The 20,066-nt window shown below is 63.9% G+C and carries 20 protein-coding genes; 9 read left to right on the top strand and 11 right to left on the bottom strand.

Going from position 1 to position 20,066, the window contains the following annotated elements:
* Positions 1-263 precede the first annotated feature (263 nt).
* The 7 genes from BMW49_RS15430 to zur all read right to left on the bottom strand — a co-directional run bounded on the left by BMW49_RS15430 (position 264) and on the right by zur (position 5,421).
* The gene (locus BMW49_RS15430) at positions 264-1,040 is read right to left on the bottom strand and encodes a MetQ/NlpA family ABC transporter substrate-binding protein (protein ID WP_069521070.1); all 777 of its coding nucleotides are present in this window, start codon (positions 1,038-1,040) and stop codon (positions 264-266) included.
* A 68-nt stretch (positions 1,041-1,108) separates the two neighbouring features.
* Positions 1,109-1,786, bottom strand: a complete 678-nt coding sequence (locus BMW49_RS15425; protein WP_069521072.1) for a methionine ABC transporter permease — start codon at positions 1,784-1,786, stop codon at positions 1,109-1,111.
* Positions 1,786-2,793, bottom strand: coding sequence for a methionine ABC transporter ATP-binding protein (locus BMW49_RS15420; RefSeq protein WP_069521074.1), 1,008 nt, complete (start codon positions 2,791-2,793; stop codon positions 1,786-1,788). The genes BMW49_RS15425 and BMW49_RS15420 overlap by 1 nt, the downstream gene beginning before the upstream one ends.
* Positions 2,794-2,886: 93 nt before the next feature.
* Positions 2,887-3,279: a hypothetical protein gene (locus BMW49_RS15415; protein ID WP_069521076.1), complete on the bottom strand. Its 393-nt coding sequence runs from the start codon at positions 3,277-3,279 to the stop codon at positions 2,887-2,889.
* A gap of 83 nt (positions 3,280-3,362) precedes the next feature.
* Entirely contained in the window at positions 3,363-4,151 is a 789-nt protein-coding gene (gene znuB, locus BMW49_RS15410; protein WP_069521077.1) for a zinc ABC transporter permease subunit ZnuB, read from the bottom strand.
* On the bottom strand, positions 4,151-4,939 hold the full coding sequence (znuC, locus tag BMW49_RS15405) for a zinc ABC transporter ATP-binding protein ZnuC (RefSeq protein ID WP_069521115.1): 789 nt from the start codon (positions 4,937-4,939) through the stop codon (positions 4,151-4,153). Before znuC ends, znuB begins: the two co-directional genes overlap by 1 nt.
* Entirely contained in the window at positions 4,936-5,421 is a 486-nt protein-coding gene (zur, locus tag BMW49_RS15400; RefSeq protein ID WP_069521079.1) for a zinc uptake transcriptional repressor Zur, read from the bottom strand. Before zur ends, znuC begins: the two co-directional genes overlap by 4 nt.
* Before the next feature lie 88 nt (positions 5,422-5,509).
* Between zur and znuA the strand changes: the two genes are divergently transcribed.
* A complete protein-coding gene (gene znuA / locus BMW49_RS15395) occupies positions 5,510-6,454 on the top strand; it encodes a zinc ABC transporter substrate-binding protein ZnuA (RefSeq protein WP_090391006.1) in 945 nt (314 codons plus the stop codon).
* Positions 6,455-6,742: 288 nt separating this feature from the next.
* Here the strand turns inward: znuA and BMW49_RS15390 are convergent, their stop codons facing one another.
* Entirely contained in the window at positions 6,743-7,693 is a 951-nt protein-coding gene (locus BMW49_RS15390; RefSeq protein ID WP_069521083.1) for a homoserine kinase, read from the bottom strand.
* 35 nt (positions 7,694-7,728) lie between these two features.
* Entirely contained in the window at positions 7,729-8,013 is a 285-nt protein-coding gene (locus BMW49_RS15385) for a DUF2782 domain-containing protein (protein ID WP_069521085.1), read from the bottom strand.
* A 159-nt stretch (positions 8,014-8,172) separates the two neighbouring features.
* On the opposite strand from BMW49_RS15385, the gene polA reads away from it, so the two are divergent.
* The gene (polA, locus tag BMW49_RS15380; RefSeq protein WP_069521087.1) at positions 8,173-10,995 is read left to right on the top strand and encodes a DNA polymerase I; all 2,823 of its coding nucleotides are present in this window, start codon (positions 8,173-8,175) and stop codon (positions 10,993-10,995) included.
* Positions 10,996-11,472: 477 nt separating this feature from the next.
* Here polA and yihA read toward each other — a convergent pair whose 3' ends face one another.
* On the bottom strand, positions 11,473-12,117 hold the full coding sequence (yihA, locus tag BMW49_RS15375) for a ribosome biogenesis GTP-binding protein YihA/YsxC (protein WP_069521089.1): 645 nt from the start codon (positions 12,115-12,117) through the stop codon (positions 11,473-11,475).
* A gap of 242 nt (positions 12,118-12,359) precedes the next feature.
* Here yihA and BMW49_RS15370 point away from each other — a divergent pair, with 242 nt between their 5' ends.
* The 5 genes from BMW49_RS15370 to BMW49_RS15350 all read left to right on the top strand — a co-directional run bounded on the left by BMW49_RS15370 (position 12,360) and on the right by BMW49_RS15350 (position 16,943).
* The gene (locus BMW49_RS15370) at positions 12,360-12,650 is read left to right on the top strand and encodes a c-type cytochrome (RefSeq protein WP_069521091.1); all 291 of its coding nucleotides are present in this window, start codon (positions 12,360-12,362) and stop codon (positions 12,648-12,650) included.
* 47 nt (positions 12,651-12,697) lie between these two features.
* The gene (locus BMW49_RS15365; RefSeq protein ID WP_069521093.1) at positions 12,698-13,303 is read left to right on the top strand and encodes a c-type cytochrome; all 606 of its coding nucleotides are present in this window, start codon (positions 12,698-12,700) and stop codon (positions 13,301-13,303) included.
* Between the two features lie 152 nt (positions 13,304-13,455).
* Positions 13,456-14,085: a thiol:disulfide interchange protein DsbA/DsbL gene (locus BMW49_RS15360; protein WP_069521095.1), complete on the top strand. Its 630-nt coding sequence runs from the start codon at positions 13,456-13,458 to the stop codon at positions 14,083-14,085.
* Between the two features lie 20 nt (positions 14,086-14,105).
* On the top strand, positions 14,106-14,978 hold the full coding sequence (locus BMW49_RS15355; RefSeq protein WP_083251817.1) for an endonuclease/exonuclease/phosphatase family protein: 873 nt from the start codon (positions 14,106-14,108) through the stop codon (positions 14,976-14,978).
* 90 nt (positions 14,979-15,068) lie between these two features.
* On the top strand, positions 15,069-16,943 hold the full coding sequence (locus BMW49_RS15350) for a GGDEF domain-containing protein (protein ID WP_069521097.1): 1,875 nt from the start codon (positions 15,069-15,071) through the stop codon (positions 16,941-16,943).
* A 21-nt stretch (positions 16,944-16,964) separates the two neighbouring features.
* Here the strand turns inward: BMW49_RS15350 and BMW49_RS15345 are convergent, their stop codons facing one another.
* Positions 16,965-18,383, bottom strand: coding sequence for a DASH family cryptochrome (locus BMW49_RS15345; RefSeq protein WP_069521099.1), 1,419 nt, complete (start codon positions 18,381-18,383; stop codon positions 16,965-16,967).
* A gap of 138 nt (positions 18,384-18,521) precedes the next feature.
* Here BMW49_RS15345 and BMW49_RS15340 point away from each other — a divergent pair, with 138 nt between their 5' ends.
* Together BMW49_RS15340 and BMW49_RS15335 are read left to right on the top strand one after the other, a co-directional pair.
* Positions 18,522-19,115, top strand: coding sequence for a MarC family protein (locus BMW49_RS15340; RefSeq protein ID WP_069521101.1), 594 nt, complete (start codon positions 18,522-18,524; stop codon positions 19,113-19,115).
* Positions 19,112-19,885, top strand: a complete 774-nt coding sequence (locus tag BMW49_RS15335; RefSeq protein WP_069521103.1) for an N-acetylmuramoyl-L-alanine amidase — start codon at positions 19,112-19,114, stop codon at positions 19,883-19,885. Before BMW49_RS15340 ends, BMW49_RS15335 begins: the two co-directional genes overlap by 4 nt.
* Positions 19,886-20,066 lie beyond the last annotated feature (181 nt).

Below are 20,066 nucleotides of genomic sequence, written 5' to 3'. Positions count from 1 at the left end.
AGCGAATTTATTCGCGATGATGCTGCGAATATCATGAATAAAGGCGAGTGTTGCGTCATGCATCAAATGCCGGTCAATTCCAGGCAGTGTGAAAGGGACCGGGCGGTTTTCCGTTTTAGCCATGAAGCGTGCAGCGCCTGCGCGATCAATCGCGAATAAAGGCTAGGCGCCCCCTTCGCTCCTACAGCGTTGCAACATCCGCCTGGAATATCGCCCAAGAAAAACCCCGCCGATCGGCGGGGTTTGTCGTTGCAGGCGGGCGCTTAGAACGCCGGCACCACAGCACCCTGGTATTTCTCCAGGATAAAGGCTTTGACTTCAGGGCTGTTCAGCGCCTTGGCCAGTTTCTGCATGGCGTCGCTGTCCTTGTTGTCGGCGCGGGCCACCAGGATGTTGACGTAAGGCGAGTCGCTGCCTTCGATGATCAGGGCGTCCTTGGTCGGGTTGAGCTTGGCTTCCAGGGCGTAGTTGGTGTTGATCAGCGCCAGGTCGACCTGGGTCAGCACGCGCGGCAGGGTCGCGGCTTCCAGTTCACGCACCTTGATGCTCTTGGCGTTTTCGGCGATGTCGCGTGGGGTGGCGAGGATCCCGGCCTCTGGCTTGAGGGTGATCAGCCCGGCTTTTTGCAGCAGCAGCAGCGCGCGGCCGCCGTTGGTGGCGTCGTTGGGGATGACCACATTGGCGCCCTGGGGCAGGTCCTTGATGTCCTTGACGGTGCTCGAGTAGGCGCCGAAGGGCTCGACGTGCACACCGGCGACCGCAGTCAGGTCGGTGCCACGGCTCTTGTTGAACTCGTCGAGGTACGGCTGGTGCTGGAAGAAGTTGGCGTCCAGACGCTTTTCCGCGACCTGTACGTTCGGCTGCACATAGTCGGTGAAGACTTTCACGTCCAGCTCGACACCTTCTTTGGCCAGGGCCGGCTTGACGAATTCGAGGATTTCCGCGTGCGGCACGGCGGTGGCGGCTACGCGCAGGGTCTCGGCTTGGGCGGCGCTGGAGAAGGCCGCAACGACGGCGAGGGCAGTGAGCAGTTTTTTCATCATGTAACTCCTTTTGGGATGGTGCAGGGTCTGGCGGGTAGCCAGTCGCCCGCTTATTAGGTGTGGCGTTATTTACGGGAAAAATGCACCACCAGCTTGTCGCCGACGGTTTGCAGAATCTGTACGAGCACCAGCAGCAGGACCACGGTGACCAGCATCACGTCCGGCTGGTAGCGCTGGTAGCCGTAGCGCACCGCCAGGTCGCCGAGGCCGCCGCCGCCGATCAGGCCGCTCATGGCGGTGTAGGAGACCAGGGTAATGGCGGTCACGGTGATGGCCGCGATGATCCCCGGCAGGGCCTCGGGCAGCAGCGCGTTGACGATGATCTGCCGGGTGGTGGCGCCCATCGCCTGGGTCGCCTCGATGATTCCGCGGTCCACTTCGCGCAGCGCGGTTTCCACCAGGCGCGCGAAGAATGGCGTGGCGCCCACCACCAGCGGCGGAATGGCCCCGGCGACCCCGAGGGAGGTGCCGGCGACGATCACCGTGAAGGGGATCATCACGATCAGCAGGATCACGAACGGCACCGAGCGCAGGATATTCACCAGCAGCGAAACGATGCCGTACAGGGCCTTCTGCTCGAACATCTGCCGCGGGCCGGTGAGGAACAGCAGCACACCCAGCGGCAGGCCGAGCAGGACGGTGAACAGCATGGAGAAGCCGAGCATGCTCAGGGTGTCGAGGCTGGCGTAGCCGATCTCCGTCCAGTCGACGTTCGGCAGCAGTTCGGTGAGTAGGGCGTCCATCAGCGCAGCACCTCCAGGTGAACGTCGCCGGCGTTGAAACGGGCGATGGCGGCGTCGATATCACCGCCGGTCAGGGCCAGGGTCAGCTGGCCGTAGGGGGTGTCCTTGATGCGGTCGATACGCCCGGCGAGGATGCTGTAATCCACCCCCGTCTCGCGCGCCACGGTGCCCAGCAGCGGCGCGTAGGTCGCCTCGCCCTGAAAGGTCAGGCGCAGGATACGCCCCGGCACATGGGCGAAGTCGTCGTGCTGCTCATCGCCGTCGACGTGCTCGGCTTCCTGCACGAAGCGTTTGCTGGTGGCGTGCTGCGGGTGCAAAAACACCTCGGCCACCGGCCCTTGCTCGACGATCACCCCGGCATCCATCACCGCCACGCGGTCGCAGACCCGGCGAATCACGTCCATTTCATGGGTGATCAGCACGATGGTCAGGTTCAGCTCGCGGTTGATCTCGGCCAGCAGTTGCAGGACCTGGCCGGTGGTCTGCGGGTCGAGGGCGCTGGTCGCCTCGTCACACAGCAGAATATTCGGCTCGGTAGCCAGGGCGCGGGCGATGCCGACGCGTTGCTTCTGTCCGCCGGAGAGCTGCGCCGGGTACTTATTGGCGTGGTCTTGCAGGCCCACCCGCGCCAACAGCGCGGCGACGCGCTGCTCGATGGCCGTGCGCGACAATTCGCCAGCCAGCTTCAGTGGCATGGCGACGTTGTCAGCGACGGTTTTCGAGGCCAGCAGGTTGAAGTGCTGGAAGATCATCCCGACCTGCTGACGCTGACGCCGCAGGCCGGCGGCGTCGAGGGCGGTGACGTCTACGCCGTCAATTTCGATGCGCCCGCCGCTGGGCTCTTCGAGGCGGTTGATCAGGCGCAGCAGGGTGCTCTTGCCGGCCCCGGAGTGGCCGATGATGCCGAACACCTCGCCGCGCGCGATCTGTAGATCGGTCGGCCGCAAGGCGGGAATGTCATGGCCACTGACACGGTATGCCTTGTGGACCTGGTGAAAATTGATCACGCGTAAACCTTTTGGGTTTGTCGGAGGGTGGGCAAGTTTACCCGGCGCTGCTTAGCGCTCAAAAATCTTTGTGGGCCTATGCTTATAGCCAAATCACTGTTCGGCGTCGCGCGCACTCGGCGGCGGGCCGGGCAGTTTGGTGCCCAGGGCCGGCGCCTGGGGCAGCAGCGAACGGGCGCGGATCAGCGCTTGGGTAGCGGCGTCCAGATCGCCCCGCTGCAGGGCGGTTTGGCTCTGCTGCAGGTAGGCCTCAGCCAGCAGGCGCTGGTAAGGCTCCAGACGGCTGTCAGCCGGTGCCTGGGCTTTGAGTGTGTCGAACTGAGCATGGGCCTGCTCTAAATGACCGCTGCTCAGGTGTTGTTCGAGCTGCTGGTAAGCCGGTGCGAGCGGGTCGACCACGGGGGCCGGGACGACAGCGGCCTGCTGACAACCGGCGAGGGCCAGGAGCATAGCAATGGCCAGGCAACGTGAGGCGGACGGCATCATGGTGGCGAGTCTCGTGTTGTGCAAAAAATGCGCAAGTTTACACCGCGCGGTGAGCCGCGCCCAACTCCCGCTGGGCGGCGCACTCAGGCATTGCGTTTGGGCAGCACGAAGCTGAGCAGGAACAACGCCGCGGCCGAGACCACGATCGACGGCCCGGCGGGCGTGTCCTCGAACCAGGACAGGCTCAACCCACAGCACACCGCGACGATGCCCAGCAGGCTGGCGCCAAAGGCCATCTGCTCCGGGGTGCGCGCATGGCGCTGGGCGGCGGCGGCGGGAATGATCAGCAGCGAGGTGATCAGCAGCACGCCGACGATCTTCATCGCCACGGCGATCACCACGGCGATCAGCAGCATCAGGCTCAGACGGATCGCCGCCACCGGCAGGCCTTCAACCTTGGCCAGCTCCTCGTGCACGGTGATCGCCAGCAACGGCCGCCAGAGCACGGCCAGAAGGCCCAGCACCAGGGCGCTGCCGCCGAGAATCCAGGCCAGGTCCGTGCTGCCCACGGCCAGCAGGTCGCCGAACAGGTAGCCCATCAGGTCGATGCGCACGTCCTGCATAAAACTGAGTACCACCAGGCCGAGCGACAGGGTGCTGTGGGCGAGAATCCCCAGCAGGGTGTCGGAGGCCAGCGGCTGGCGGGTCTGCAGGGTCACCAGCAGGGCGGCGAGCAGCACGCAGCCGACCGTCACCGCCAGGGTTGGGTTGACGTCGAGCATCAACCCCAGCGCCACGCCGAGCAGCGCGGCATGGGACAGGGTGTCGCCAAAATAGGCCATGCGCCGCCACACCACGAACGAGCCGAGCGGACCGGCCACTACGGCCAGGGCGAGCCCGGCGAGCAATGCGTTGAGCAGAAAATCGGGCATCAGTGTTTGCAGTCCGGGCCGTGAACGTGAGCAGGGCCGTGGATCATCAGCCCTGGCTTGACCACGCCGCCATGCAGGTCGTGAGCGTGGTCATGGTGGTGGTGATAGACCGCCAGGCTCTGCGCGTCCTGGCCAAACAGCTCGACGAACGCCGGGTCGAAGCTGACCTGCTCGGGGTGACCGGAACAGCACACGTGGCGGTTCAGGCAGACCACCTGATCGGTGGTGCTCATCACCAGGTGCAGGTCGTGGGAAACCATCAGCACTCCGCAACCGTAGCGGTCGCGCAGGCGAGTGATCAGTCGGTACAGCTCGGCCTGGCCGGCCACATCGACGCCTTGCACCGGCTCGTCGAGCACCAGCAGTTGCGGCTTGCGCAGCAGCGCCCGGGCCAGCAGCACGCGCTGCAGCTCGCCACCGGAAATACCCTGCAGCGGGCTGTCGATGACCTGGGCGGCACCCACCTCACTCAGCGCCGCCTCGGCATCGCTGCGCTTGACCCCCGGCACCAGGCGCAGGAAGCGCAGCACACTGAGCGGCAGCGTCGCGTCGACATGCAGCTTTTGCGGCATATAGCCAATGCGCAGGCGCGGCGCACGCCAGACGCTGCCATGGTCGGGCTTGAGCAGGCCGAGCACAGCGCGCACCAGGGTGGTCTTGCCGGCGCCGTTGGGGCCGATCAGGGTGACGATCTCGCCGGGGCGCACGCTCAGTTGCACGTCTTCGAGCACCGCTTGCTGGCGGAAGCTGACGCCCACGCCCTCAAGGCGAATCAGCGCTTCGCTCATGGCGCCGTCCGGCAGCCGGCGCACAGGCCGACCACTTCCACAGTCTGCCCTTCGACGCTGAAACCGACCTGCCTTGCACTGGCGACAATGGCGTCACTGATGATGGGCTGCTCCAGTTCGATGGCGGCGTGGCAGGCCCGGCAAATCAGGAACTGGCCCTGGTGGGCGTGCTCCGGGTGGCTGCAGCCGACGAAGGCGTTGAGCGAGGCGATGCGGTGCACCAGGCCGTTTTCCAGGAGGAAATCCAGCGCCCGGTAAACGGTCGGCGGCGCGGCGCGGCGGCCATCTGCTTCGCTGAGTACGGCGAGAATGTCGTAGGCGCCCAGGGGCTTGTGGCTTTGCCAGACCAGCTCCAGCACGCGCTTGCGCAACGCGGTCAGGCGCAGGCCCTGGCGTGTGCAGATGGACTCGGCTTCGGCCAGGGCATGGTGGACGCAGCGAGAATGGTCGTGAGGGCGCGAGGCCAGGGGAGTCTGAGTCATGGGCGACGACGGTTCGGGTAAGAGACGTTATTATATTACCCGTTCCTGCCACCCGTGAGGGGTTACCGTGTCGCGTCTTTTCTCCACCCTGGGCTTTATTGGCCTGTCTCTTATCCTCAGTACCGCGGCCCGTGCCGAGGTCCAGGTGCTGACCAGCATCAAGCCGCTGCAACTGATCGCCGCGGCCTTGCAGGACGGTGTCGGCACCCCTGAAGTGCTGTTGCCACCGGGTGCCTCGCCACACCACTACGCCCTGCGTCCGTCCGACGTACGGCGCGTGCGCGAGGCCACGCTGATGTATTGGGTCGGCCCGGATCTGGAAAGCTTTCTGCCTCGCGTGTTGAATGGCCGTGAGCTGCCCAGCGTGGCGGTGCAGGACCTGCCTGGCATGACCTTGCGCCATTTTGGCGAAGGCGACGCGGCGCATGACCACGACGAGCACGAGCACGGCGAACATGCGCATGCCGACGCCGGCGATGACGTGCTCAAGCATGACCACGACCATCGCCCCGGCACCCTGGATGCCCACCTCTGGCTGCTGCCGGCCAACGCCCGGGTGATTGCCGCGCGCATGGCGGCGGACCTGGCGCTGGCCGATCCCGCCAATGCTGCCCGTTACCAAGCCAACTTCGCGTCCTTCGAGCAGCGTCTAGAGCAGCTGGACGCGCGCCTCAAACCGCAGTTGCAAGGTCTGGCCGGCAAACCCTACTTTGTCTTCCACGAGGCCTATGACTACTTCGAGGCCGCGTATGGCCTCAAGCATGCCGGGGTGTTCAGCGTATTGGGTGAAGTGCAGCCGGGTGCCCAGCACGTCGCGGCGATGCGCGAGCGCCTGCAGGCGGCTGGCCCGACCTGCGTGTTCAGCGAGCCGCCGATGCGCCCACGCCTGGCCCAGACTCTGACCGCCGGCCTGCCGGTGACCCTGGCCGAGCTGGATGCGATGGGCGCCGAGCTGCCGGCGGACGCCCGTGGCTACGAGCGCCTGCTGAGTAATCTGGGGGATGAGCTGGTCAGCTGCCTGGGCGCGCTTTAGCCGTAGCGCTACCGCGCTTTCAAGATCAATGGCTAATCGCGAATAAAGGCTAGTGTCACGACGCAAACCATTTGTCGCTTTTGCAGGAGCGAAGGGGGCGCCTAGCCTTTATTCGCGATAGATCTTGAAAGCGCTGAAAGCGTCGCGGCTAAAGCCCCTCCCACAGGCTGACATTTGTTGGTCAATGCCAGGCTGCGTGGGAGGGCCGGGCGGCGCTGCGCTTTAGCCGCGCCTTTTGCTGCGTCTACACAATCAATCGCGAATAAAGGCTAGGCGCGCCGTTCGCGCCTAGAACGCGAACGGCAAAGGCAGCTCCACCTGTTGGCGCTGCGCCAGGCGGCGCTGGAATTCGGCCGGGTCGTGGATCAGCACTTCCTGGCCGGCGAACGCCTCGGCGGCAATCAGGCGTGACAGCCAGAAGCGCACGCAGGCGATGCGCAGCAGGCTCGGCCACAGTTCAGCCTCATGGGCGGTAAAGGGGCGCAGGCTGGCGTAGGCGCCGAGCAGGTTGCGAGCGCGGTGGCCGTCCAGGCTGCCATCCGGGTGTGAGCACCAGTCATTCAGGGCAATAGCCAGGTCGTAGAGCATCGGCCCCGAGCAGGCGTTGTAGAAGTCGATCACCCCGGCCAGCTCGGCGCCGTCGAACAGCACATTGTCGCGGAACAGGTCGGCGTGCAGATTGGCTCTTGGCAGCGCCTGGATCGCCGCGCTATGGCGCTCGATCTCGTTCAACGCGGCGTCCAGCAAGGCGCGCGCATCGGGCGCCAGGTGCTCGCGCAGGCGTGGGCCTTGCTCGAGCATCCAAGCCAGGCCGCGGTCGCTCTTGCGTTCGATCGGCTTCTCACGGGTGGCCAGGTGAATGCGCGCCAGCAGTGTGCCGACGGCCTGGCTGTGGTGGGCGTTGGCCTCGCTGACATGCTTGCCGGCCAGGCGCGGTTGCAGCAGCGCGGGCTTGCCGGCCAGGCTGCGCAGGGCGTCGCCAGTCTCGGTGCGCAGGGCGTAGGGCACCGGCAGGCCGGCGTCGTGCAGCACGTCGAGCAGCTCGATAAAGAACGGCAGATCAGCGCTGGGGCCGCGCTCAATCAGGGTGAGGACAAACTCGCCGCGCTCCAGGCTGATAAAGAAGTTGCTGTTCTCACTGCCCGCGGCAATGCCCTGGAAGTCGCGCAGGCGACCGAGCCCGTATGGCGCCAGGAAGTCTTCGAGCGCTGGGCGCGCCAGGGGGGTGAATACCGACATTGCAGAGTTGCCTTATTGCCTGTGAAGAAATGGAGTTACCAGCTGAAGATTTCCCAGGCAGGGATCAGCATGTCGGGCTGGTCCGAGCGCACGAAGTTGCCGTCGCTGCCGTCGGCACGCACCAGGAAGTAGGGTTTGCCGCCTTTGGGAATCACCTTGATCGCATAGAGGAAGCCGTTGACCCGGTATTCCTGAATGGTGCGGTCACCGTCCTGGCGGATGGTCACATCCGGCTCGCCGGAGGGCGCAACATCGGCCATGGCGGTGCCCGCCAGGGAAACAAACAGACCGACCAGCAGCAAGCGAGAAAGCGTACGCATGATAATCTTGCCCCTGAATTTCAATGGTGTCGGCATTCTACCGCCGGCCCTGCGTAAAAGCTTGATCCCGCTCAAGTGCGTCGCTCATGCGCGCCTCGACAGGTTTACCGCTTGCCCTGCGTTGCGGGCGAGCGTCGTCGCATTTTAAGGAAACCGCTTATGACAGGCTCTGCCGCCCCCCTCGTTCTGGTTGACGGTTCGTCTTACCTGTACCGCGCCTTCCACGCGCTGCCGCCGTTGACCACCTCCAAGGGTATGCCTACCGGCGCGGTCAAGGGTGTGCTGAACATGCTCAAGAGCCTGCGCAAGCAGTACCCCGACAGCCCCTTTGCGGTGGTCTTCGACGCCAAGGGCGGCACCTTCCGTGACGAGATGTTCGCCGAGTACAAGGCCAACCGCCCGTCCATGCCCGATGACCTGCGCGTGCAGGTCGAGCCGCTGCACGCCAGCGTTCGCGCCCAGGGGTTTCCCCTGCTCTGTGTGGACAATGTCGAGGCGGACGACGTCATTGGCACCCTGGCGCGGCACTGCGCGGGCCTTGGCCGCGACGTGGTGATCTCGACCGGCGACAAGGACATGGCGCAGCTGGTGTGCCAGCACGTTACGCTGGTCAACACCATGACGGGAAGCGTCTACGACATCGATGGCGTGAAAGCGAAATTCGGCGTCGGTCCTGAGCTGATCATCGACTACCTGGCCCTGATGGGCGACAAGGTCGATAACATTCCCGGTGTGCCAGGCGTGGGCGAAAAGACTGCCCTGGGCCTGCTGGTCGGCGTCGGTGGCGGCCTGGATGTGCTCTACGCCAACCTCGACAAAGTGCCGGAGTTGCCGATTCGCGGGGCCAAGACCCTGCCCGCCAAGCTGCTTGAACACCGCGATATGGCCTATCTGTCCTACGCCCTGGCGACCATCAAACTCGACGTGCCGCTGAACCTGGAGATCGACGCGCTGCACCCCGGCGAGGCCGATGTACCGGCGCTGCTCGAGCTGTACGACGAGCTGGAATTCAAGAGCTGGCGCGAGGAGCTGCTGCGCCAGCACAAAGGCGCAGCGGCCAAGCCCGCGGCGGCGCCCGTTGTCGCTGCGGCCGACGATCTGTTCAGCCTCACCGCCAGCGCCTCGGCGCCGGTGGTCGAAGAGGCCGTCAGCGCGGCGCCCCCCTCGGGCGACTACCAGACCCTGCTCGACCAGGCGGCCTTCGATACCTGGCTGGGCAAGCTGCAGGCCGCCGAACTGATCGCCTTCGACACCGAGACCACCGGCCTCGACGCCCAGCGCGCGCAGTTGGTTGGCCTGTCGTTCGCGGTCAAGGCGGGCGAAGCGGCCTACATTCCCCTGGCACATTCCTATATGGGCGTGCCGGTGCAACTGGACCGCGACGCCGTGCTCGGCGCGCTCAAGCCGATTCTCGAAGACCCGCACAAGGCCAAGGTCGGCCAGCACGCCAAGTACGACATCAATATCCTGGCCAATGCCGCTGTGCCGATCCAGGTACAGGGCGTGGCGTTCGACACCATGCTCGAATCCTACGTGCTCGACTCCACCGCCACGCGTCATGACATGGACAGCCTGGCGCTCAAGTACCTCGACCACAGCACCATCCGCTTCGAGGACATTGCCGGCAAGGGCGCCAAGCAGCTGACCTTTGACCAGATCCCGCTGGAGCAGGCCGGCCCCTACGCCGCCGAAGACGCCGACGTGACCCTGCAATTGCACCAGCACCTGTGGGCCAAGCTGGAAGCCGAGCCGAGCCTGGCCAAGGTTCTGCGCGAGATCGAGATCCCGCTGGTGCCGGTGCTGGCGCGCATCGAGCGCCAGGGTGCGCTGGTCGATGCCAAGTTGCTCGGCGAGCACAGCATCGAGCTGGGCGAGAAACTGGTCGAGCTGGAGCGCCAGGCGTTCGTCATCGCTGGCGAGGAGTTCAACCTCGGCTCGCCCAAGCAGCTCGGGGTGATCCTTTACGAGAAACTCGGTCTACCGGTGCTCAGCAAGACCGCCAAGGGCCAGGCCTCGACCGCCGAAGCAGTGCTTGCCGAACTGGCCGAACAGGATTACGAGCTGCCCAAGGTGCTGATGCAGTACCGCAGCCTGAGCAAGCTGAAAAGCACCTACACCGACCGCCTGCCGGAGCAGATCAACCCGCGCACCGGGCGCATCCACACCAGCTACCACCAGGCGGTTACCGCCACCGGGCGGCTGTCGTCGAGCGACCCGAACCTGCAGAACATCCCGATTCGCAGCGCCGAGGGTCGTCGCATTCGCCAGGCCTTCGTCGCGCCGGCGGGCTACAAGCTGATGGCGGCGGACTACTCGCAGATCGAGCTGCGCATCATGGCTCACCTGGCCCAGGACGAAGGCCTGCTGGACGCCTTTCGGCATGACCTTGACGTGCACCGGGCCACCGCCGCTGAGGTGTTCGGCGTCGAGCTAGAAGCGGTCAGCAATGATCAGCGGCGCAGCGCCAAGGCGATCAACTTCGGCCTGATCTACGGCATGAGCGCTTTCGGCCTGGCCAAGCAGATTGGTGTCGACCGCAAGCAGTCGCAGGCCTATATCGACCGCTACTTCGCCCGTTACCCGGGCGTGCTCGCCTATATGGAGCGCACCCGCGAGCAGGCCGCGCAGCAGGGTTACGTCGAAACCTTGTTCGGGCGGCGCCTGTACCTGCCGGAGATCAACGCGAAGAACCCGGCGCTGCGCAAAGGCGCCGAGCGCACGGCGATCAACGCGCCGATGCAGGGCACGGCGGCAGACATCATGAAACGTGCGATGGTCGCAGTGGACGACTGGCTGACCGCCTCTGGCATCGACGCCCGGGTGATTCTGCAGGTACACGACGAACTGGTACTGGAGGTGCGCGAGGACTTGCTCGACAGCGTCGCCGGCAAGGTGCGCGAGTTGATGAGCGCGGCGGCCAGCCTGGATGTGCCGCTGCTGGTCGAGGTGGGGATTGGCGATAATTGGGATGAAGCCCACTAGTAGGAGCCTGTCGGACTTAACGCTGTTCTACTGCGGAAAAGTCCCTGTTGTTGGTGGAGGGGGCCATTTTTGCTGCTTTCCCTCGTTAAATAGCTCGCTATTCTCGGGGCGGCCATCCGCCTCGGTAAAGCAGCAAAACTGTCGCAACCCGAAATGTCGGACCACGCTCTTTCCCTCGCTACGAACGGTCAAGTCCGACAGGCCCCTCGGGCCTTAAAAGCACAAGGCTAGTTGGGAAGGATTTTTATTCCAGAAAGATTTGAGCAGCGCTGAACTTTGCTCCTGACGCAGTGGTCAGAGTTTACGAATGGCCCGCAAAGCCCTTCATGCTCCTTTGTTGTGTTAAGTGTTGGCAGATATCTGAGCCCCGCCCTAGCGGTTCAGAGCTTGAACCCCGATCTTCTCCCTCCCCATATGAAGTTCGGGGTTTTTTTTGCCTGCAGGAAAGTCGCCGGCCTTGTGTGGCCGGCGCATCCATCAAGCCTCGCTGTCGTCTGCCGCTTCTGGCAGCAGGTGCAGCCATTCAGCCAAGACCATTTGCGCCTCTTCGATACCCATGCGCTTGGGTGCGGAGAACAGCTGAATACTGACCCGGTCACCCCAGCCCTTGTGAATCTCCTGTTGCACCTTGAGCAGTGCGTTCTTCGCGGCGCCAAAGGCCAGCTTATCGGCCTTGGTCAGCAGGATGTGCATGGGCATCTCGCTGGCCGCCGACCAGTCGAGCATCATCTGATCGAACTCGGTAAGGGGGTGGCGGATGTCCATCATCAGGATCAACCCGCGCAGGCTTTCGCGGCTGCCGAGGTAGGCTTCCAGGTGTTTCTGCCAGTGCAGCTTGAGCGGGATCGGCACCTTGGCGTAGCCGTAACCCGGCAGGTCGACCAGGCGGCGTTCGTCATCGAGGCGGAAGAAGTTCAGCAACTGGGTGCGCCCCGGGGTTTTCGAGGTGCGCGCCAGGCTGGCGTGGGTCAGGGTATTGAGTGCGCTGGACTTGCCGGCATTGGAGCGGCCGGCGAAAGCGACCTCATGACCGATGTCGTCCGGGCATTGGTCGACCTTGGCGGCGCTGATCTGGAAGGTGGCTTGCTGGCACAGGCCAATGACGGGATTCTTTACTAGCATCAGGGTATCCGGTGAGGGCGGGCGTAGGAAACGAAGGCCATGGCCCTTGCGACATAAGCGCGCAGCCTGCACGAGCTGCGGGAGCGCGGCAAGCGGCGTCGTTTCCGTTTCAGTGCCGCCAGTATATAATGCCGCAGATTTTGTGTGCGCTTTGTCCTGCCTGATGGCCAAGTGTTCACGGGAACGATTAGACCTGATGCTCGTTAGAAAGCACGACGTTCCCACCTGATGAGGTTGATCTCATGAAAAAAATGCTGCTGGTTGCCGGCGTGTTGATGCTGTCGTTCAATAGCCAAGCCGCCCAAGATCCAGAAGCCGTCTACGCTCGTGCGTGTGCGGCTTGCCACAACGGACAACTGCCTATGTCACCTAAAAAAGGTGACAAGGCCGCCTGGGAGCCGCGACTGGCCAAGGGCATGGATACACTGGTGCAGAGCGTCACCAATGGCCTGAATGCCATGCCGCCACGTGGTTTGTGCATGGATTGCACAGCCGAGGACTACAAGGCTGTCATCACGCTGATGAGCCAGTAGCCCGGCCCATAACCCTTTTTCTCTCTTAGCCGTAGTTGGATTAGCTGATGAACAAAGTACTCGTGAGTCTGCTGTTGACCCTGGGCATCACCGGTTTGGCCCAAGCCGCTGGTGATGCTGCCGCAGGGCAGGAAAAAGTCGTTGTCTGTGGCGCCTGCCACGGCCCTGATGGCAACAGCCCTGCACCGAACTTTCCGAAACTGGCCGGCCAGGGCGAGCGCTATCTGCTCAAGCAGCTGAACGACATCAAGGGTGGCAACCGTGTCATCGTCGAGATGACGGGCCTGTTGGATAACCTCAGCGAGCAGGATCTGGCGGATATCGCCGCCTACTACGCCAGCCAGAAGATGAGCGTTGGCGCAGCTGACCCGGAATTGGTCAAGCGTGGTGAGGCCCTGTTCCGTGGCGGCAAACTCGAGGAAGGCATGCCTGCCTGTATCGGCTGCCACTCGCCCAATGGCGCTGGTCTGGCCGCAGCTGGCTTCCCGCACCTGGGCGGCCAGCATGCGACCTACGTGGCCAAGCAGCTGACCGACTTCCGTGAAGGCAACCGCACCAATGATGGCGACAGCATGATCATGCGCGGTATCGCCGCCAAGCTGAGCAACAAGGACATCGAAGCGCTGTCCAGCTTCATTCAGGGCCTGCACTGAGTCCTGCCGGCAAGGCGCAACGCGCTGCAAAGAAAAGGGTGGCCATGGCCACCCTTTTTCATGTTAGGTGCCCTTACAATGCGGGAACCTGATTGGCAGCTGTCGGTCGAAAGCCCGCTGTTCGCCGTACTTCATCGTTTAGGAGTTTGTGCATGCGTAACCTGATTCTCTCCGCTGTTCTCGCCGGTGCGAGCCTGTTCGGCATTGCCGCCCATGCCGCCACGATCGAAGAAGGCAAACAGTACGTCGCCCTGTCCAGCCCTGTTCCGGTCTCCGTGCCCGGCAAGATCGAAGTGGTGGAGCTGTTCTGGTATGGCTGCCCGCACTGCTACCAGTTCGAGCCGACGCTCAATCCCTGGGTCGAGAAACTGCCCGATGACGTGAATTTCGTGCGCGTCCCGGCGCTGTTCGGCGGCGCCTGGAACATGCACGGTCAGCTGTACATCACCCTGGACACCATGAAGGTCGAGCAGCAGGTGCATGACGCCGTTTTCCGTGCCATTCACCAGGAAGGCAAGAAACTGGCCGGCCCCGAAGAAATGGCCAGTTTTGTCGCGACCCAGGGTGTCGACAAGGACGCCTTCCTCAAGACTTTCAATTCCTTCGCTGTAAAAGGCCGCATGGAGAAGGCCAAGAAGCTGGCAATGGCCTACCAGATCACCGGTGTGCCGGTGCTGATCGTCAATGGCAAGTATCGTTTCGACATCGGCAGCTCCGGTGGCCCTGAGCAGGCTCTGCAGGTCGCAGACCAACTGATCGCCAAGGAACGCGCGGCGCAGTAAGGCGACGCGAGCGCTCGCGCATGCTGCGGCGTTGGTCGTCTGCACGCACGGTTGGCCTGTGTGATCCACGGGTCAACCCACAGTGTGCGCCGGTGCAGGCGTGGCCGAGTGACGGTGTGCTGCGCCTGCTCAGCTTCAATATTCAGGTCGGTATCAGCACCGAACGCTATCACCACTACCTCACTCGCGGCTGGCAGCACCTGCTGCCGCACCCTGGTCGCGCCCTGAACCTGCGGCGCATCGGCGATCTGTTGGCCGATTACGACCTGGTTGCCCTGCAGGAAGTCGACGGCGGCAGCCTGCGTTCGGGTGGTATCAACCAGGTCGAACACCTGGCGCAACTCGGCCACTTCCCGCTCTGGTATCAGCAGCTCAATCGCAACCTCGGGCGTTTCGCCCAGCACAGCAATGGCTTGCTCAGCCGCTTGCGGCCTAGTCTGCTGGAGGATCACCCGTTGCCGGGTCCGCCCGGGCGCGGCGCGGTGTTGATGACCATCGGCGAAGGTGAAGATGCGGTGGTCGTGGTGATGATGCATCTGTCTCTCGGCGCGCGTACGCGCACCCGCCAGTTGGCGTATATCCGCGAGCTGATTGGCGGCTACCGCCACCAGATACTCATGGGTGATATGAACACCCACGCCAACGACCTGTTGCAGCACTCGCCGCTGCGCGACCTCGGCCTGCTGGCGCCGCAGCTTGAGGCGACCTTCCCGAGCTGGCGTCCGCAGCGTTGTCTGGATCATATTCTGATCAGCTCGGGCCTGGCCTTGGAGCGCTTTGAGGTGGTTGCCCAGCCGATATCCGATCATCTGCCGGTGGCCGTAGATATTCGTCTGCCGCACGCGCTCAATGCGGGTCAACCGCCTATGCTCAATAACGCCCCCGATCAGTGATGAGCGGGAGTGTTTCAGTGTTTGATAGCAATCTGGAATCGCACTTGATCCCTGTGTGAGAATGCCGCATTACCTGAGCCTGGGTTGAGCATGAGCGACGACGCCTCTCGCTGGAAAGACAAATACCTCAGTAGCCTGGAACAACAGGAAAAGCTCGAGCGCCGCTGGGATGCGCGGCTCGACCTGTTGCGCCGTGGCCTGGTGCGCAGCAGCCTGGCCGCCGAGGGCGTTGACCGAGGTGTCGACCAGTGCATGCATGAGCTGCGCGAAATCCTCCGCCGCGATGATATCGATGCCGGCCTGTCTGCCCTGATCCCACGCCTGGAAAAAGCCGTGCTCGACTCCGAGCAGCGCCGCCAGGAGCGGGTTGGGCAGGTGTCCGGTGCGCTCTCGGCGCTGGTCGACCAGTTGCTCAAGCTGGAGTTGCCGCGAGAGGCGCGCAAACCCCTCAAGCAATTCGCCAAGCAACTGGGCAAGCGCGCCGAGCAGGTGCGCGAGCTGCCCGCCTTGCTCGCCGAGCTGAGCCACCTGCAGGCCCAGGCGCTGGCCTTGACCACGGCCGACACAGCGGAACGCCCCGGTTTGCTGGAGCGTTTATTTGGCAATCGCGATGAGCGTGAAGAGCCGGCTGTCGTCGTGTCTGAGCCTGAAACGCCGCCGCCTCTGAGTCCGAGCCCGAGCACGCAGGCCCTCGCCAGTGCAGTTGATGAGCCCGTCCCTCTGCCCGAGCCGAGCCCTGCAGTCGCTGCGCCGCAGCGCCCTAGTCAACCTGCTCGCACGCCAAGTCTGGACAGTTTGCCGCTATCCGCGCGGTTACTCTTGCCCGAGCCTGCTGGGGCCACCCAGGCAGTCGAGGCGCAGGCAGTGCCTGAAGCTGAAAGCAACCCGGACTATGCCCTGCCCGCTGCCCCCGAGCCTGGTTACAGCGCCATCGCCAGCCATGTCGAGGCGACCTTGCTGGGACTGCTCGAAGAGCTGCCGCTGCCGGCCTACCACCAACCCCAGGCCGATCTGCTGCGCACGCGAATTCAAGCCGGTCTGAACCTTTATGAGCTGGTCCCCGTGCTCGATGACCTGGCGGTGCTGATGTTGGCCATCGCCGATGTTGGGCAGCGTGAGTTCGAGGGCTACCTCAAACAGCTCAACGAGCGTCTGGCAAGCTTCCAGGGTGGCCTGCAGGATGCTCACGAGGGCTATGCCGAGTCGATGAACTCGGCGCGAGCGCTCGATATCGAGCTGCGGCAACAAGTCGATGGTCTGAACAGCAGCGTGCAGCAAGCCACGGACCTGGACAGTCTCAAGCACCTGGTCGAGGAACGCCTCGATGGCCTGATCGGCACCATGAGCCAGTACCAGCGCCAGCGCGACCAGCGTGAGCAGGCGGTGGTCGAGCGACTGCAGACCCTGGTCGAGCGGGTGGCGAGCATGGAGCAGGAGGCCAAGGGCTTTCGCGACCACCTCGAAGAGCAACGCCAGAAAGCCCTGCTCGACCCACTGACCGGCTTGCCTAATCGCGCCGCCTGGAGCGAGCGTCTGGATGTCGAAATGGCGCGCTGGCAGCGCTACGGTGGTGAGCTGTTGCTGGCGGTACTGGATATCGACCACTTCAAGCGCATCAACGATGACTATGGCCACCTGGCTGGCGACAAGGTGTTGAAGATTCTCGCTGGCGAATTGGCCAAGCGCCTGCGCAAGTCGGACTTCATTGCCCGCTTCGGTGGTGAAGAGTTCGTTCTGTTGATCCCCTCGACGCCTCTGGAAGGCGGGGTGCAGTTGCTCGAAACCCTGCGTGAGTCCATCGAGCGCTGCCCCTTCCACTTCAAGGGGGTGCGGGTCACCATCACCCTGTCAGCCGGGATCAGCGCCTTTGCCGCAGGCGATCGCAGCACCCAGGTTTTCGAGCGCGCCGATCAGGCCCTGTACCGCGCCAAGCGCGGCGGGCGTAATCGTGTCGAGCATGATTGACCAGCAGGCACGCTAAAGCTCTCAGGCCACCTGTGGTAAGTAGGGTTGCCAGGTTTCTGGTATCTGCTCGAGTCGCGGGTAATGCAAGGCGTCCAGCTGCAGGCGCGAGAGCAGGAAAGGCGTATGCCGCAGGTGCACCGGCAAGGCGTGCAGCTCTGGTAGCCAGAGGCTGACGTAGGCGGCATCCGGATCGTACTCGCGGGCCTGGCGCAAGGCATTGAAGATGCGGTTGCGCCGAGGGTCGCTGCCCACGCCGGCGAGATACGCCCAGTTGCCCCAGTTGCTCGCCGGGTCATAGTCGATCAGGTGCTCCTCGAACCAGGCCGCGCCATGTCGCCAGTCTTGTTGCAGGTCGTTGATCAGGTAGCTGGCGACAATCTGCCGGCCACGGTTGGACATAAAGCCGGTTGTTGCCAGTTCACGCATATTGGCGTCGACCAAGGGCATTCCTGTACGGCCCTGACACCATTGCTCGAAGCGTTCATCTACCGCACTGGGCGCGCGCTCGGTGGCTTTCAGCCCACCCGCCTTGAACAGCGCGCTGCCGTGGCGCACCAGGGTCCAGCGGAAGAAGTCGCGCCAGAGCATTTCCACCCACAGCCAGTAGGTCGAATCATTGCGCCCGAACTGGGCTTCGTGACGGCGCAGCTCGGCGACCACGCGGCGCGCCGAGAGGCAGCCATTGGCCAGCCAGGGCGAGAATTTCGACGAATATTCGCTGCCGATCAGGCCATTTCGCGTTTCTTTGTACTGGCGTACCGCCTGACTGCTCCACAGGTAGTCGCGCAACCGCGCGAGGGCCGCCGGCTCTCCGCCGGCAAACGGGAAGGCACTGGCCGCCACGCTCAAGGGTTCGCCCAGGCCCATTTGCGACAGGCTTGGCAAGGGATGCAGCAGTGCCTCGGCGTTGGCCGGTAAAGGCGGCAAGCTGTTCGGAATGACGCTCGGCTGGAACACCTGCAGGCGTTCCTCGACCAGGTTGCGGAACTGGGTGAACACCTGCGGCAGCTCGGCCACCGTGCATGGCAGGTCTTCGGCGCGCAGCAAGCTGTTATCGGCACTCTGGTGCAGCGGAGTACTGCCCAGGCGGCGGGCGACACGGGTGACCAAGGCGCGCTCGTCGGGAGCGATTTCCTGCAAGGTGAAGACCTGCTGCAACTGCAGTTGCTCGACCAGCTCGGGAATCACCTTTTCTGCGCTACCAGGCAGGACCAGCAGGTGCGAGCCACGCCGACGCAGCGCGCTGTCCAGGGCGGCGAGGCTTTCCAGCAGGAAGCGCGCGCGGTGCACGCCCAGGCGGCGGCTGCCGAACTCGCCACGCTGCAGCAGTGCCGGGTCCAGCACATAGACGGGCAGCAGGCATTGGGCCTGCAGGCTGGCTTGCAGTGCCGGGTGGTCATCAAGACGCAGGTCGTTTTTGAACCAGAGCAGCGCACGCATGGCGTGATCCTCGCGACATTAGGCAGCCATTGAATTCTGAAACCCTATGCGGCTGCAAGTTCACTGTGACGCGGCAGGCTACAGACCCCTAAAATGTCGCGCCGGGCCGATGGCCGGCCGGGTGTTTTCGGAGACATCATGGACATCCTCAGCATTGCGGTACTGATCTTTCTGGTCACCGACCCGTTCGGCAATATCGCCATCTATATCGCTGCACTGAAAAACGTCAGCCCCGCACGGCGCTTGTGGGTTGCGGCCCGCGAGCTGCTGTTCGCCCTGGCGCTGTTGCTGCTGTTCCTTACCTTTGGTGACAAAGTCCTCAGCGGTCTGGGCCTGTCGCGCGAGGCGACGGCCATTGCCGGCGGTATCATCCTGTTCGTGATCGCCATGCGGCTGATCTTTCCCCGGCCTGAAGGTCTGCTCGGTGATTTGCCCGATGGCGAACCGATGCTAGTACCCTTGGCCACCCCGGCAGTCGCCGGGCCTTCGGCGCTGGCCGTGCTGATGACCCTGCGCAACACCCATGAGGGGCCGTTGTGGGAGTTGTATGCCGCGCTGCTCCTGGCCTGGGGCGTGACCGCCTTCATCCTGTTGCAGGCTTCGTTGCTGCAGCGGTTCCTCGGCCCCCGCGGGCTGACGGCAGTGGAACGGCTGATGGGCATGCTATTGATCATGCTCAGCGTCGACATGCTGCTGGATAACCTACAGAGCGTCTTGCATATCCGCCCATGAAAGTTTTCTGCCTGAGTTTATTGATGATCCTGCTGGCCGGCTGCGCCAGCGGCCCGCGTATCGACACCTCGCATACCGCGATCGGCCAGAGCAGCCGCGTGCAGTACGTGATCCTGCACTACACCTCGACCGACCTGGCGCATTCGCTGCAGTTGCTCACTGAGGAGCAGGTCAGCAGTCATTACCTGATCGACCGCGCGCCGGCGACCATCTACCAGTTGGTCGACGAAAACCGCCGCGCCTGGCATGCCGGCGAGAGCGTCTGGCAAGGGCGCACCTGGCTCAACGCCAGCAGCATCGGTATCGAGATGATCAATGCCGGCTATACCGAAGGCCCCCAGGGCAAGGTCTGGCAGCCATACAGCCAGGCGCAGATCGATGCGCTGATCGTGTTGCTCAAGGATATCGTCGCGCGCCATGAACTGCCCCTGGGCAGCATCATTGGCCACAGCGATGTGGCGCCGCAACGCAAGGTCGACCCGGGGCCGTTGTTCCCCTGGAAGCAACTGGCCGATGCCGGGCTGGTGCCCTGGCCGGATGCCCAGGCGGTGGTCAATCGGCAGGTACTGTATGCCATGCAGCTACCGGATGTGGCCTGGTTCCAGGCCCAGCTGGCGCGTCAGGGCTATGTGGTTGACCAGCACGGTATCCTCGACGAGGCCACCCGTAACGTGATCGCGGCGTTTCAGATGAAGTACCGCCCGGCGCGCTATGACGGACAGCCGGATGCCCAGACGGCGGCCCTGCTGGATGTGCTCAATACGCCCTAGGGTCTGTTCCTGTTTCGTTCGCGGCTTGCGACGAAACGGGAACAGACCCTGGCGCGGTAGATCTTCAAAGCGCTGAAAGCATCGCAGCTAAAGCGGAGCGCTGCCCTGCCTCGCTCACGCATGGGTAGGAGCGCCGCGCCGGCGCGAAGCTTTTGGACTCTCTGCCATACCGCTGAATGGC

This window comes from Pseudomonas cuatrocienegasensis (assembly GCF_900110925.1).
Lineage (GTDB): Bacteria > Pseudomonadota > Gammaproteobacteria > Pseudomonadales > Pseudomonadaceae > Aquipseudomonas > Aquipseudomonas cuatrocienegasensis.
The sequence above is the reverse complement of the archived record's forward strand: the minus strand, read 5'-3'. Positions and strand labels throughout refer to the sequence as shown.

Excerpts from the sequence above, each read along its gene's own strand:
- BMW49_RS15370 (WP_069521091.1), top strand. The coding sequence starts at position 12,360 with ATGAAAAAAATGCTGCTGGTTGCCGGCGTGTTGATGCTGTCGTTCAAT.
- BMW49_RS15430 (WP_069521070.1), bottom strand. The coding sequence starts at position 1,040 with ATGAAAAAACTGCTCACTGCCCTCGCCGTCGTTGCGGCCTTCTCCAGC.
- BMW49_RS15425 (WP_069521072.1), bottom strand. The coding sequence starts at position 1,786 with ATGGACGCCCTACTCACCGAACTGCTGCCGAACGTCGACTGGACGGAG.
- BMW49_RS15345 (WP_069521099.1), bottom strand. The coding sequence starts at position 18,383 with ATGCGTGCGCTGCTCTGGTTCAAAAACGACCTGCGTCTTGATGACCAC.
- znuB (WP_069521077.1), bottom strand. The coding sequence starts at position 4,151 with ATGCCCGATTTTCTGCTCAACGCATTGCTCGCCGGGCTCGCCCTGGCC.
- polA (WP_069521087.1), top strand. The coding sequence starts at position 8,173 with ATGACAGGCTCTGCCGCCCCCCTCGTTCTGGTTGACGGTTCGTCTTAC.
- BMW49_RS15355 (WP_083251817.1), top strand. The coding sequence starts at position 14,106 with ATGCTGCGGCGTTGGTCGTCTGCACGCACGGTTGGCCTGTGTGATCCA.
- zur (WP_069521079.1), bottom strand. The coding sequence starts at position 5,421 with ATGACTCAGACTCCCCTGGCCTCGCGCCCTCACGACCATTCTCGCTGC.
- BMW49_RS15340 (WP_069521101.1), top strand. The coding sequence starts at position 18,522 with ATGGACATCCTCAGCATTGCGGTACTGATCTTTCTGGTCACCGACCCG.
- znuC (WP_069521115.1), bottom strand. The coding sequence starts at position 4,939 with ATGAGCGAAGCGCTGATTCGCCTTGAGGGCGTGGGCGTCAGCTTCCGC.
- BMW49_RS15360 (WP_069521095.1), top strand. The coding sequence starts at position 13,456 with ATGCGTAACCTGATTCTCTCCGCTGTTCTCGCCGGTGCGAGCCTGTTC.
- BMW49_RS15390 (WP_069521083.1), bottom strand. The coding sequence starts at position 7,693 with ATGTCGGTATTCACCCCCCTGGCGCGCCCAGCGCTCGAAGACTTCCTG.
- BMW49_RS15415 (WP_069521076.1), bottom strand. The coding sequence starts at position 3,279 with ATGATGCCGTCCGCCTCACGTTGCCTGGCCATTGCTATGCTCCTGGCC.
- BMW49_RS15350 (WP_069521097.1), top strand. The coding sequence starts at position 15,069 with ATGAGCGACGACGCCTCTCGCTGGAAAGACAAATACCTCAGTAGCCTG.
- BMW49_RS15365 (WP_069521093.1), top strand. The coding sequence starts at position 12,698 with ATGAACAAAGTACTCGTGAGTCTGCTGTTGACCCTGGGCATCACCGGT.
- yihA (WP_069521089.1), bottom strand. The coding sequence starts at position 12,117 with ATGCTAGTAAAGAATCCCGTCATTGGCCTGTGCCAGCAAGCCACCTTC.
- BMW49_RS15335 (WP_069521103.1), top strand. The coding sequence starts at position 19,112 with ATGAAAGTTTTCTGCCTGAGTTTATTGATGATCCTGCTGGCCGGCTGC.
- BMW49_RS15385 (WP_069521085.1), bottom strand. The coding sequence starts at position 8,013 with ATGCGTACGCTTTCTCGCTTGCTGCTGGTCGGTCTGTTTGTTTCCCTG.